The organism is Martelella sp. (assembly GCF_984369615.1).
This window is the reverse complement of sequence record NZ_CFHTCS010000104.1, coordinates 1-12,502: the sequence shown is the minus strand read 5'-3', so window position 1 is coordinate 12,502 and position 12,502 is coordinate 1. Positions and strand designations below refer to the sequence as shown.

Annotated in this window: 12 protein-coding genes; all 12 read left to right on the top strand. The window is 63.7% G+C overall.

Translation table 11 applies throughout. The features are described 5' to 3' along the window. Window positions 1-1,620 (top strand): glycine betaine ABC transporter substrate-binding protein (locus AC5DC2_RS10580; protein WP_491698447.1); only part of this gene is annotated, 1,620 nt, incomplete at its 5' end. A 370-nt stretch (window positions 1,621-1,990) separates the two neighbouring features. Then, the gene (locus AC5DC2_RS10575) at window positions 1,991-2,929 is read left to right on the top strand and encodes a quinone oxidoreductase family protein (RefSeq protein WP_491698446.1); all 939 of its coding nucleotides are present in this window, start codon (window positions 1,991-1,993) and stop codon (window positions 2,927-2,929) included. Between the two features lie 34 nt (window positions 2,930-2,963). Continuing rightward, window positions 2,964-3,617: a TetR/AcrR family transcriptional regulator gene (locus AC5DC2_RS10570; RefSeq protein WP_491698445.1), complete on the top strand. Its 654-nt coding sequence runs from the start codon at window positions 2,964-2,966 to the stop codon at window positions 3,615-3,617. Window positions 3,618-3,937: 320 nt separating this feature from the next. Further along, window positions 3,938-4,360, top strand: coding sequence for a 30S ribosomal protein S6 (rpsF, locus tag AC5DC2_RS10565; protein WP_024709528.1), 423 nt, complete (start codon window positions 3,938-3,940; stop codon window positions 4,358-4,360). A gap of 25 nt (window positions 4,361-4,385) precedes the next feature. Next, window positions 4,386-4,634 carry a 30S ribosomal protein S18 gene (gene rpsR / locus AC5DC2_RS10560; RefSeq protein ID WP_018062978.1) on the top strand — a complete coding sequence of 83 codons (249 nt, stop codon included), beginning with the start codon at window positions 4,386-4,388 and terminating at the stop codon, window positions 4,632-4,634. A 298-nt stretch (window positions 4,635-4,932) separates the two neighbouring features. Further along, window positions 4,933-5,925, top strand: a complete 993-nt coding sequence (locus AC5DC2_RS10555) for a hypothetical protein (RefSeq protein ID WP_024709527.1) — start codon at window positions 4,933-4,935, stop codon at window positions 5,923-5,925. Continuing rightward, window positions 5,916-6,551, top strand: coding sequence for a 50S ribosomal protein L9 (rplI, locus tag AC5DC2_RS10550; protein WP_491698444.1), 636 nt, complete (start codon window positions 5,916-5,918; stop codon window positions 6,549-6,551). Before AC5DC2_RS10555 ends, rplI begins: the two co-directional genes overlap by 10 nt. 264 nt (window positions 6,552-6,815) lie before the next feature. Then, window positions 6,816-8,309, top strand: coding sequence for a replicative DNA helicase (locus AC5DC2_RS10545; protein ID WP_491698443.1), 1,494 nt, complete (start codon window positions 6,816-6,818; stop codon window positions 8,307-8,309). Window positions 8,310-8,371: 62 nt separating this feature from the next. Beyond that, window positions 8,372-9,553 carry an alanine racemase gene (gene alr / locus AC5DC2_RS10540; protein ID WP_491698442.1) on the top strand — a complete coding sequence of 394 codons (1,182 nt, stop codon included), beginning with the start codon at window positions 8,372-8,374 and terminating at the stop codon, window positions 9,551-9,553. A gap of 25 nt (window positions 9,554-9,578) precedes the next feature. Beyond that, window positions 9,579-10,979, top strand: coding sequence for a DNA repair protein RadA (gene radA, locus AC5DC2_RS10535; protein WP_024709523.1), 1,401 nt, complete (start codon window positions 9,579-9,581; stop codon window positions 10,977-10,979). A gap of 56 nt (window positions 10,980-11,035) precedes the next feature. After that, complete coding sequence (locus tag AC5DC2_RS10530; RefSeq protein WP_024709522.1) at window positions 11,036-11,614, top strand: CvpA family protein; 579 nt, start codon at window positions 11,036-11,038, stop codon at window positions 11,612-11,614. Between the two features lie 69 nt (window positions 11,615-11,683). After that, window positions 11,684-12,502, top strand: an 819-nt coding sequence (locus AC5DC2_RS10525; protein WP_491698441.1) for an amidophosphoribosyltransferase, incomplete at its 3' end; no start/stop codon positions are given.

The following is a 12,502-nucleotide window of genomic DNA, read 5'->3' as shown; positions in this document are numbered from 1 at the left end:
TACACCGGAACGGCGCTGGCCTTCATGGGAGCGCCCCGCATGGCTGACGCTGACGAAGCCTATTCGGTCGTCAACGGGCGACTTTCGGACAACGCGCTCGTCATGCTCGACCGTCTCGGCTTTGCAACGGATTATGCGGTTCTGACCCGCCCGGCGGTTGCCGCCGAGAACGGGCTTGAAACCATATCGGATCTGGCCGGACCCGATGACCGCATGCGCCTCGGCGTGATGCAGTCATTCGCGGAACGCCCGCGCGACGGCCTCGAACCCTTCCTCGATCGTTTCGGCCTCTCCTTCGACACGGTCACGGTGTTTCCGGAAGCCGGACGCAACGATCTCTACGATGCCCTGGTCGAGCGCAGGGTCGATATCGTCGTCGGTCTGACGACCGATCCGGAGATCGTCGACTACAACCTGGTCGCGCTCGATGATTCGACCGGCTTTTTCCCGGTCTACGAAGCCGCGCCCCTGACATCGACGGCTGCGCTGGAGCGCCGGCCGGAGATCGCCGAGATCATGGCAAAGCTCGCCGGACGCATCGATGACGAGATGATGCAGACGCTCAATGCCGCCGTGCGCCTCGACGGCCGGCCGGTCGCCCGCGTTGCGCGGCGCGCGCTTTATGACATGGGCCTCGTCGAGAAGCCGCCGCGCGAACGCACGCCTCAGCTCGGCATCGCGATTGTGCCGGAGACCATTGGCACGGACCCCGCCATCGACGCCCTGCGCGCCGTGCGCGAGGCCATGCGCGGCCGCGACGTGAATTTCGTGGCCGATGACGCGCCGATCGACGCGCTTGCGGCCGATCGGGCCCGCCTGGCCTTTGCCCCCGCCGTCTCCGGGTTCGTCAGCTCGAACGGACGGATCGTCCGCGACGACCGGCTCGAGGCCGTCGCGGCCGTCGGCTCGACCTTCCTGCACGCGCTGTCGCTTGCCGACAATCCCGTCTCGCCCTTCGAAGCGGGCATCATCGCATCCGGGCCGGAAGGCTCCGCGTCGCATCTTCTGGCCACCGTCGTGGCAAGGACCGGAGGCAGGCAAGCCACGGTCCTGCCGCTTGCCGATGAACGCGCCGGGACCGCGGCCTCAGCGCTTGAGAACGGCGATGCCGATGTCGCGCTCGTCTTCGCCACGCCGGGCCGCCAGGATGTGGCCGATCTTCTCGCGCAGGATGAGGCGATCACGCTTGTCGATGCGAATGGCTGGTGGGAAGGCGCGGCTCAGGTTCTGCTTCCGGTCATGCGCGAGGCGCAGATCAGCGCCGACACCTATGACGGCGTCGGGAAGGCGGTGACCACGCTCTCGACACAGCTCATCCTGTTCGGCCCGGCAGCGCCGGAACGCTTCCTCGTCGGACAGCAGGGTCCCGGCGCCTTCTTCGACGAACAGCGCCCGCTTCAGGATCGCAATGTCGAGGCGATCAACCGCAATCTCGGCCTGCATGCCGCCGTCGACCCCTATCTGAGGCGGGCCGCGGCGTTGACCCCGCAGGTCAATATCCGCGACGACCGCATCAACCCCTATCCAGGGCGCGCGATCCTGATGATCGTGATTCTCGCCTATCTGGTCTGGGTCATCTGGCTGTTCATCCGCCCGGAAAGGCCGGAGGAGCGGCAGTAGAGCGCCGTGCGTCCGTTCGGTCCCACCCCGGGCAAAGCGCTTGCCGGCCTCATTTCCGGGACAATGTCACCGGCTTTCAAATCTTCGCCGCGTCCGGCGCACCGGTTATGCCGGAGCGTGGCGGTTCAGTGCAGAAATGCTGTCTCTCGTTCCTCGGGCTCACCGGGGAATAGCGATACCAGATTGCTGCAAAACAGTAATTTCCGCGCCGGCGGCTTCTTCGACCCGAACCGACGCGATACCGCTCCGGTTCGTTTTTCAGGAACGCCGCCGCGCGCCTGTCCGCCGAATTGTATCGGCGTGAACGGAGAGCTTGCAACAAGAAACTTGTTAGTATAACAAGCAAGATATTCAACCGAGGAATTTCAACATGCAGGCGATCATTGTGAAAGAGTTCGGCGCAGCCGATCAATTGTGTCTTGCAAGCGTACCCGCGCCTTCAGCGAACGAGGGCGAGATCGTTATCGATGTCGAGGCAGCCGGCGTAGGGCTCTTGGACGTCCTGCAGCGCAGGGGCCATTTCGGCGGCACTCTGCCCGGTTTTGTTCCGGGCGTGGAGGTCGCTGGCACGGTTGCCCGCGTTGGCGCGGGGGTTGACGCCGCGCTCGTCGGAAAACGCGTCTTCGCCCTGGGTCAAGGCGGTTATGCCCAGCAATTTGCTGCCCGGGCCAGCAGGATCGTCGTGCTGCCTGAAAACGTTTCTCCCGCGGCGGCCGTTTCCCTCGGAACGAGTGCATTGGTGGCGCGCTTCAGCATCAGGCGAGCGAGACTTCAGGCCGGCGAAAGCGTCCTGGTCCGAGGGGCCAGCGGCGGCATCGGTTCCATGACGGTCCAGATGGCCGTGAATTCAGGAGCGGTTGTCACCGCCCTGACGAACGCCGCCGCCGCCGATCGTGTCGGAGCCCTCGGGGCCGAGCATGTCATACGGCGGGGCGACGGCGCTTGGCCCGACGGTCCCTTTGACGTCATCATCGACCCCGTAGCCGGCGACGATGGACCCGATATGGTCGCAGCCCTGAAGCCGAATGGACGTTACCTTGTGAACGGCGCGGCTGCCGGCTTTCCGCCCTCCGGCATTGATCGCGTCATGCTGCAGAACTTTTCAAATTCGCTCACCTATTCGCTGTTCAGCCTTGATTCGGTGCGCGACGACGAATTGGTCTCCGCGGCAGACGATATTTTTTCCGAGGCCGCAGGCGGAGCGCTTCGCCCGCTGATCGCTCAGATACTTCCCCTCCATCAGGCACCACAGGCGCATGAGATGCTGGAGTCAGGAGGCATTTTTGGCAAGATCGTGCTACAGCCGTAGAAAGTGCTCAAACACGCGGCAGTGAGGTCCAGCCATGAAAGAAGGCCGTGTTCGGCAAACACAGGAAGAGCGTCGGGACGAGTCGGAACAACGCATGCTTGCCGCCGGCATGCGCCTTGTCGCCGAGCACGGCCCCGAGAAGCTGACATTAACCGAAGTTGGCAAGAGCGCCGGCTATAGCCGGGGATTGCCTGCCCATCACTTCGGCTCGCGGGAACAGTATCTCAAGGCGCTGGCATCGCACGTGGCGATCGAGTTTGATCAGACGCTTGCCTCGGCAGGCTCCGTTTCGGGGCTCGATGCGGTTCTCAAGATTACGCGAGCGGTGCTGACACAGCTCCATGCGCATCCCTCGCGGGGGCTCGCGACCCATGTCGTCCTGGCAGACGCCCGAAGAGACCAGGCCTTGTCCGAGGACATAGCGAGCTTGCGCGACGAAACCCTCGCTCTCCTGGCAAACCACATAAGGGAGGGCATTCGATCAGCCGAGATTCGAAGCAACGTCAGTCCTGAAATCGCCAGTCTGCTCATCGCTGCCGGAATTTGCGGACTCATTGACAGCTGGCTGGCCGATCCTGGTTTCAGCATCGCGACGGCCGGCGACCAATTGATCGACATGATCGAACACGCACTCTCTGCCGAAACCGCCACTTCTCGCAGTACGGGAGTTGAATCGAAAGTCGGATGACGAAGCATTCCTTTGTTTCCCGTGCCGGCAGCAGCCGGGAAGCGCGCAGCGACGGGCCTTTTACCCCTCCCCCTTGCATTCCGCCCGAAAATCCGTATAAGCCGCTCATCCAAAGGTCCGGTCTTCAGGCTGGTGGCTGAACGGAGGGCTGTTTTCGCCGTGGCGAGGACGCTTGGCGCGTAAAAGACGCCTGCCTCCCGTGTCGCCGCTCTCGACCGTCTCGTCTAACGCTTTTCTTGCCGGGGTTTCCCCTCAGGAGCAGTCGTTGAGGCTTAGCCGCCGAAGTCCGGGTCCTGGAAACGCAAGAAAGGCAAATATCAATGGCACTTTACGAACACGTGTTCCTGGCCCGCCAGGACATCACGGCGCAGCAGGTTGACGGCATCGTCGAGCAGTACAAGGGACTGATCGAAGAGCATGGCGGCAAGGTTGGCCGTATCGAGAACTGGGGCCTGAAGTCCCTCACATACCGTATCCGCAAGAACCGCAAGGCGCATTACGCGCTGATGGACATCGACGCGCCGGCTGCCGCGATCCACGAGATGGAACGCCAGATGCGCATCAACGAGGACATCCTGCGCTACATGACCGTCAAGGTCGAAGCGCATGAGGAAGGCCCCTCGGCGATGATGCAGAAGCGCGACCGCGACGACCGTCCGCGCCGCGACGGCGGCCGTGACAACCGCGATCGTGGCGACCGCGGTGATCGTGGCGACCGCGGCGATCGCCGTCCGCGCAGCTGATTGCGAGATTTAAGGAGTTTTTATCATGGTAGCTATCGCCTCCATCCCGACGCGTCGTCCGTTCAACCGTCGTCGCAAGACCTGCCCCTTCTCCGGCGCCAACGCTCCGAAGATCGATTACAAGGACGTTCGCCTGCTGCAGCGCTACATTTCCGAGCGCGGCAAGATCGTTCCCTCCCGCATCACGGCCGTCAGCCAGAAGAAGCAGCGTGAACTCGCCCGCGCCATCAAGCGCGCCCGCTTCCTCGGCCTGCTGCCCTACGTCGTATCGTAAGGTTTTTGGCGGGCGGGGCCGGTGCAAGCGCCCCTCGCCCGCTTCCCTTTCCGCCGTCATCTTCGGGCTTGACCCGAGCATGATGGAAGTGGAGAGCAATGTGAATATCGAGGGGGTTTTACCCCCCTCTGTCGCTTTCGCGACATCTCCCCCTCAAGGGGGGAGATTGAACGGAGGGCGGCGAGACTGGAGGGCAACCTCCGAAACGGCTCCGGCGCGGTGGGCGCGCAGCAGCCGGAAAATTGAACCCAGGTTGGGAAACATGATTTCCCTAACTGCTAGAAGGGCAGGACAGCGGATGAAAACACTCAATGCAAAGACAGTGCTGATCGGCGCGCTTGCCGGCGTTGCGGGCTTCATGCTCGCTTATGCCGCGAGTTTCAACGCGCTGTTTTCAACGCTGCTTTCCGCCGCCTCGGCCCTTCCGATCCTGATTGCCGGCCTCGGCTGGGGCAATGCCGCCGCCATCGCGGCGATCATCGTCGCAGGCGGCCTCGGCGCGACCATGGTCTCGCCCTTCTTTGCGCTCTACACGCTTGCCATCACCCTGGTGCCCGCCGGCTGGCTCAGCCATCTCGGCAATCTGGCGCGCCCGGCAAGCGAGATCGGCGGCCCTGAGGGGCTGACGGCCTGGTACCCGCTTTCCGATATCCTCATGCATCTTTGCGCCGTCATCACGCTGGCGCTGATCGTTCTCGGCTTTGCCGCCGGATACGGACCGGACGCGACGGGCGAGCTGATCGACGCCTTCATGCAGGCGCTGGCGATGCAGAACCCGGACCTTGCCGCCGACGCGGCGCTGGTGGCGCAGTTCAAGTCGATGTTCGTGGTCATGCTGCCGATCGTCCAGGGCGCAACCTCGGTCATCCTTCTGTTCGTCGCCTATCATTTCGCGGCGCGGATCGCGATTGCGTCGGGGCTGACGAGCCGTCCGCGCGAGGATGTGGCGAAATCTCTGCGCATGCATCGCAACGCCATCTTCGTGTTTCTCGCGGCGCTGGTCGCGACCTTCTTCGGCGGAACGATCGGCCTTATCGGCGCTGCCTGCCTCGGCGCCTTCGGCGGCGGTTTTCTTCTCGCCGGCCTTGCCCGCATGCATCTTGCCGCGCGCGGCCAGAGCTGGGGCGTGCCGGTCATCATCCTCTCCTATCTTTCGCTGATTTTCACCTTCCCGGCCCTGATCTTCGTGGTGATGGGCCTTCTTGACACACGGCGGGCCATCGCTCTCTCGCCGGGAGCCACCCCGCCGGATCCAGACGACGACAATGAAAGGAAAAACCCATGGAAGTAATCCTGCTTGAACGCATCGCCAAGCTTGGCCAGATGGGCGAAACCGTGAAGGTTCGCGATGGCTATGCCCGTAACTACCTGTTGCCGACCGGCCGCGCGCTGCGCGCCAATGCCGCCAACAAGGCCCGTTTCGAGGCCGAGCGCGCGGTGCTGGAAGCCCGCAACCTCGAGCGCCGCAACGAAGCCCAGAAGATTGCCGACACGCTGGACGGCAAGTCCTTCATCGTTGTCCGCTCCGCCGGCGAAACCGGCCAGCTCTACGGTTCGGTCGCAACCCGCGACATCGTCGAGATCCTCGGCGAGGAAGGCTACAAGATTTCCCGCAACCAGGTGGTTCTCAACCACCCGATCAAGACGGTCGGTCTGCACAAGGTCGAAGTCCAGCTTCACGCGGAAGTCTATGTCACGGTCGAGCTGAACGTCGCCCGCACCGCCGAGGAAGCCGAGCGGCAGCTCAAGGGTGAAGACCTCACCTCCGCCGACGCCATCTACGGCGTCGACGAGGACGCGCTGCGTCCGGAAGACTTCTTCAACCCCGATGCCGACTACGACCTCGACGAGGACGAAGGCGAAGAAGCCGAGGCCTCAGGCGAGGAAGAAGGCGAAGAGGAAGACAAGAACGCCTGATCGGCGGCTTGAAGCTTCGGATATCAAGGGCCCGGCCTTCCGCAAAGGAGGCCGGGCTTTTCTGTGGTATCATGTGCTTTCACGTATCCGAATCATGTCAAGGCCGACGGCCTGTTTTCGCCACGCCCGCTTTCGCCTGGCCCTGCGCCCTGTGGATTGCGGGCAAGACTGGAGAATGTGATCGCGATGACGGTGAGCGGATGCGGTTGATCCGCTAGTGATAGTTTGCCAAGCCAGTCTCAGGACACCGAGAAAAGACCGATCATGAATGACATCGCGCCTTCCCTTTCCTTCCAGACGCCCGGCGCGCAGCAGACGCGTGAGGCGCCGAACAATCTGGAAGTCGAGCAGGCCCTGCTCGGCGCGATTCTCGTCAACAACAGCGCCTTCTACCGCGTGTCGGACTTCCTGAAGCCGGAGCATTTCTACGAGCCGCTGCACCGCAGGATCTACGAGATTGCCGGCGATACGATCCGCATGGACAAGATCGCCAACACGATCACACTCAAGACCCATCTGCCCTCCGACGTGAAGGTCGGCGACCTGACGGTGGCGCAATATCTCGCGCGGCTTGCCGCCGAGGCCGTCACCATCATCAATGCGGAGGACTATGGCCGCACCATCTACGACCTGGCGCTGCGGCGGCAGCTGATCGAGATCGGCGAGGATATCGTCAACACCGCCTATGATGCGCCGATCGACCTGCCGCCGTCCGAGCAGATCGAGGACACCGAGCGCAAGCTGTTCGCGCTGGCCGAGACCGGTCGCTATGAGGGCGGCTTCCAGTCCTTCGAGAACGCCGTGACGATCGCCATCGACATGGCCAGCAAAGCGTTCGAAAGCGACGGCCATCTCTCCGGCATATCGACCGGCCTCAACACGCTCGACGCCAAGATGGGCGGCCTTCAGCGCTCCGACCTGATCATCCTCGCCGGACGTCCGGGCATGGGCAAGACCTCGCTCGCCACCAATATCGCCTGGAACGTCGCCTCCGCCTATGAGCCGGAAGTCCTGCCCGACGGCACGGTCGAGGCGAAACAGGGCGGCGTCGTCGCCTTCTACTCGCTGGAAATGTCCGGCGAACAGCTCGCCACCCGTATCATCTCCGAGCAGACGGAAGTCTCGTCTTCGAAAATCCGGCGCGGCGACATCACCGAGGCCGATTTCGACAAGCTGGTGGCCTGTTCGCAGACCATGCAGAAGGTTCCGCTCTATATCGACCAGACCGGCGGCATCTCGATCGCCCAGCTTTCCGCCCGCGCCCGCCGCCTCAAGCGCCAGCGCGGCCTCGATCTGCTCGTTGTCGACTATGTGCAGCTGATGACAGGTTCGAAGAAATCCGGCGAGAACCGCGTGCAGGAGGTGACCGAGATCACCACCGGGCTGAAGGCGCTCGCCAAGGAACTGAACGTGCCGATCATCGCCCTTTCCCAGCTTTCCCGCCAGGTGGAAAACCGCGACGACAAGCGGCCGCAGCTTTCCGACCTTCGCGAGTCGGGCTCGATCGAGCAGGACGCGGACGTGGTGCTGTTCGTCTACCGCGAGGAGTATTACGTCCAGAACCTCGAGCCGCGCGACCCTGACGATCCGGCCTATGACGAGTGGAAGATGAAATACGAGAAGGTGCGCGGAACCGCCGACGTCATCATCGCCAAGCAGCGTCACGGCCCGACGGGCACGGCAAACCTCGCCTTCCAGGCCGCCTATACCCGCTTTGCGGATCTTGCCGACCCGTCCTATTCGAGTTTCGACGATTAGGCATGGGCGAAATGGCGTGAACGCGCTATGATTGCCGAGATTCTGCAATAAACGGCGATTTCATGTCTGATTTTTCGAATGATCTCAACGATGAACCGCTGCAGGAAGGGGAAATCCCCTTCTCGGCGGCTCCCGCCCGGCTGACCGTCGATCTCGGCGCCATTGTCAGCAACTGGAAGACCATGCGAACGCTCTCCGGCAGCGCCCGGACGGCGGCCGTGGTCAAGGCCGACGGCTACGGTCTCGGGATCGAGGATGTCGGCGAAGCGCTTTACGGCGCGGGCGCTGCCGATTTTTTCGTCGCTGTGCCGGATGAGGGCGCGACGCTCAGGCGATTTGCGCCCGATGCCCGCATCTTCGTCCTCTCCGGCATGTGGCCCGGTACGGAAGAGCTCTTTTTCGAACATGATCTCGTGCCGGTATTGGCGAGCACCGAACAGCTCTCCTTTTTCTTCGCGGCGGTCGCGGAATATGGCGATTACCCCTGCGCGCTCCAGGTCGATACCGGCTTCAACCGGCTCGGCTTGACGGTGGAGGAAGCGCTGGCGCTTGCCGGCGATGTCTCGCGGCCGGCGAGCTTCGAGCCCGTTCTCATCCTCTCCCATCTTGCCTGCGCGGACGATCCCGCCTCGCCGATGAACAAAAAGCAGCTCGAATGGTTCCGCATCGCGGCCTCCGCCTTCGAGGGCGTCGAGGCCAGCCTGTCGGCCTCCGCCGGCATTTTTCTCGGTCCGGACTATCATTTCGATCTCACCCGTCCCGGGATCGCACTCTACGGCGGCGATTCGCAGCCGGGCACCGCGCGGAAGCTCAGGCCCGCGGCACGGGCGGAGGCCAGGATCGTCCAGATCCGCAATGCCCGCGCAGGCGAAACCGTGAGCTACGGCGCGACCTGCAGGCTTTCCCGCGACAGCCGGCTCGCCATTGCCGCGGCCGGCTATGCCGATGGCTATCATCGGTCGCTTTCGGGTTCCGGCGCGCCGCTGCGCGATGCCGTCAGTCCCGGCGGCTTCGGGTTTGCTGCGGGACACAAGGTGCCGATTGCCGGGCGGATAACCATGGACATGACCATATACGACGTGACCGATGTGCCGGAGGAGGCAATCCGCGTGGGCGACTATATCGAGCTGATCGGCCCCAACCTGCCGCTGGACGAGGCGGCGACAGCCTCGGGAACGATCGGCTACGAACTGCTGACCGCCCTTGGCTTGCGCTACCGTCGCCGCTATACCCAGCCGGACTGACGCTTTTTCCGACAAAGAAGAGACCTTGGCCAAACAGAAGACCCAGTTCATCTGCCAGAATTGCGGCAGCATCCATGCCCGCTGGGCCGGGCGATGCGACGCCTGCGGCGCCTGGAACACGATCGTCGAGGAAAATCCCTCGGCCGGCATCGGCGGCGGCCCGGCGCGCGCGCCGAAGAAGGGCCGCCCGGTGGCCCTCGTCAAGCTCGACGGAGAAAGCGAGGAGGCCCCGCGCATCGCGAGCAAGATGGCCGAGTTGGACAGGGTGACCGGCGGCGGCTTCGTGCGCGGCTCGGCGGTTCTCGTCGGCGGCGATCCCGGCATCGGCAAGTCAACGATCCTGATGCAGGCGGCGGCGGCGCTGGCCCGCCAGAACCAGCGGGTGATCTATGTCTCGGGCGAGGAGGCGATCGCCCAGGTCAGGCTTCGCGCCCGCCGCCTTGGCGCGGCGGATACCGAGGTGCTTCTCGCCGCCGAAACCAATGTCGAGGACATTCTGGCGACGCTTGCGGAAGGGCCGCGGCCGGACCTCGTCATCGTCGATTCGATCCAGACGCTCTGGTCGGATCAGGCGGAAGCCGCGCCCGGCACGGTAACCCAGGTGCGCACCGGCGTGCAGGCGATGATCCGCTTTGCCAAACAGACGGGCACGGCAATGGTGCTTGTCGGCCATGTGACCAAGGAGGGACAGATCGCGGGGCCCCGCGTGGTCGAGCATATGGTTGACGCGGTGCTCTATTTCGAGGGCGAGCGCGGCCATCACTACCGGATCCTGAGAACGGTGAAAAACCGTTTCGGACCGACCGACGAAATCGGCGTGTTCGAGATGGGCGACACGGGCCTGCGCGAAGTGGCCAATCCCTCCGAACTGTTCCTGGGCGAACGCAATGACAAGGCGCCGGGCGCAGCCGTTTTTGCCGGCATGGAGGGCACGCGGCCGGTTCTGGTCGAGGTGCAGGCGCTAGTGGCTCCGACCTCGCTCGGCACACCGCGCCGCGCCGTCGTCGGCTGGGATTCGGCCAGGCTCTCTATGATCCTGGCCGTGCTCGAGGCCCATTGCGGCGTCCGGCTCGGCAATCACGACGTCTATCTCAACATTGCCGGCGGCTACCGCGTCACCGAGCCCGCGGCAGACCTTGCGGTTGCAGCGGCGCTCATTTCCTCGCTCGCCGGACTTGCTCTCCCGCCCGATTGTGTCTATTTCGGCGAGGTCAGTCTTTCGGGAGCGATACGACCGGTGACCCATGCCGCGCAACGGCTGAAGGAAGCCTCAAAGCTTGGTTTCTCGCGCGCCGTTCTGCCTTCGGGTTCGGCGGAAATTGCGCCGGGCAGCGCAAACGGGCTAAAAGGGCTCGAAGCCTTGCCGGAACTTGTGGCCGATATCGCGGGCATGAAGCCGGAGACCGCAGCGGACGACAGCGATTGAGGCGCCGGCGGGCGCAACGGCCATGCGTGTGCGGGCCACGACAAGCGGAGCAATGAATGCCAGTAACCCTGTTCGATCTGATCGTCCTCGGCGTTGTCCTGTTCTCGGCCCTTCTTGCCATGGTGCGCGGCTTTTCCCGCGAAATCCTCTCGCTTCTCGCCTGGGGGCTTTCGGCGGCGATCGCCTATGTCGGCTACCCCTTCCTCGCGCCGACATTCGAGGGATTTCTGGACGATCCGCGCATGTCCATGGCCGGCGCCTTCGCGGTCATCTTTCTGATCGCGCTTGTGCTTCTTTCGCTGGTGACCACGCGATTTGCGGACTATATTATCGACAGCCGCGCCGGCGTGCTGGACCGTTCGCTCGGTTTCGTCTTCGGCCTTGTGCGCGGCGTGCTCATTCTGGCGGTTGCCGTCGCGTTCTGGAACTGGCTGGTCGGCGACGCCCAGAGCCCCGACTGGATCCGCAACGCCAAGTCGAAGCCCGCGCTCGACATGCTTGCCGCCAAGCTGGAATCCTATCTGCCCGGCGGCGGGGAGTTGGAGAGTTCGCTTGACCGCGACCAAAGGCGGCTACTGGCAATGATTGACGGTAACGTCATTTTGAAGTTCCGGCCGGATGCCCGGCCTATCTGATATCTCTAGTACTGTCTGGATGAACCTGCTTTCGCACGCGCCCTGCCCCAGCCATTTCCGGATCACGCGATGACCACCAGTTTCGACGACCATGACGATTTCAGCCTTGACGACGATACGCTGCACGAGGAGTGCGGCGTCTTCGGCATCCTGGGCCATCCCGATGCGGCGGCGCTGACCGCGCTCGGCCTGCACGCGCTGCAGCATCGCGGCCAGGAAGCCGCCGGCATCGTCTCCTATGACGGCCAACAGTTCCGCTCCGAGCGCCATCTCGGCCTTGTCGGCGACCACTACACCGATCCGGCCATGCTGGAAAGCCTGAAGGGCTCGATGGCCATGGGCCACGTGCGCTACTCCACGACCGGAGGCACGGTGCTGCGCAACGTCCAGCCGTTGTTCGCCGAACTCGGTGTCGGCGGCATCGCCATTGCCCATAACGGCAATTTCACCAACGGCCTGTTCATGCGCCGCAAGCTGATCTCCGACGGGGCGATCTGTCAGTCGACCTCGGATACCGAGGTCGTGCTGCACCTGATCGCCCGTTCGCGCGCCAAGACATCGTCAGACCGCTTCATCGACGCCATCGGCCAGATGGAAGGCGGCTATTCGATGATCGCGATGACCCGCACCAAGCTGATCGCCGCGCGCGACCCGACGGGCATCCGCCCGCTGGTGATGGGCGAATTGAACGGCAAGCCGATCTTCTGTTCGGAAACCTGCGCGCTCGACATTATCGGCGCCAAGTTCATCCGCGACGTCGAAAACGGCGAGGTTGTCATCTGCGAGCTGCAGCCCGACGGGACGGTCTCGATCGACAGCCGCAAACCCGCGCTGAAACAGCCCGAACGGCTCTGCCTGTTCGAATATGTCTATTTCGCCCGTCCCGAT

Excerpts from the sequence above, each read along its gene's own strand:
- rpsF (WP_024709528.1), top strand. The coding sequence starts at position 3,938 with ATGGCACTTTACGAACACGTGTTCCTGGCCCGCCAGGACATCACGGCG.
- AC5DC2_RS10545 (WP_491698443.1), top strand. The coding sequence starts at position 6,816 with ATGAATGACATCGCGCCTTCCCTTTCCTTCCAGACGCCCGGCGCGCAG.
- AC5DC2_RS10570 (WP_491698445.1), top strand. The coding sequence starts at position 2,964 with ATGAAAGAAGGCCGTGTTCGGCAAACACAGGAAGAGCGTCGGGACGAG.
- AC5DC2_RS10575 (WP_491698446.1), top strand. The coding sequence starts at position 1,991 with ATGCAGGCGATCATTGTGAAAGAGTTCGGCGCAGCCGATCAATTGTGT.
- rplI (WP_491698444.1), top strand. The coding sequence starts at position 5,916 with ATGGAAGTAATCCTGCTTGAACGCATCGCCAAGCTTGGCCAGATGGGC.
- AC5DC2_RS10555 (WP_024709527.1), top strand. The coding sequence starts at position 4,933 with ATGAAAACACTCAATGCAAAGACAGTGCTGATCGGCGCGCTTGCCGGC.
- alr (WP_491698442.1), top strand. The coding sequence starts at position 8,372 with ATGTCTGATTTTTCGAATGATCTCAACGATGAACCGCTGCAGGAAGGG.
- rpsR (WP_018062978.1), top strand. The coding sequence starts at position 4,386 with ATGGTAGCTATCGCCTCCATCCCGACGCGTCGTCCGTTCAACCGTCGT.
- AC5DC2_RS10530 (WP_024709522.1), top strand. The coding sequence starts at position 11,036 with ATGCCAGTAACCCTGTTCGATCTGATCGTCCTCGGCGTTGTCCTGTTC.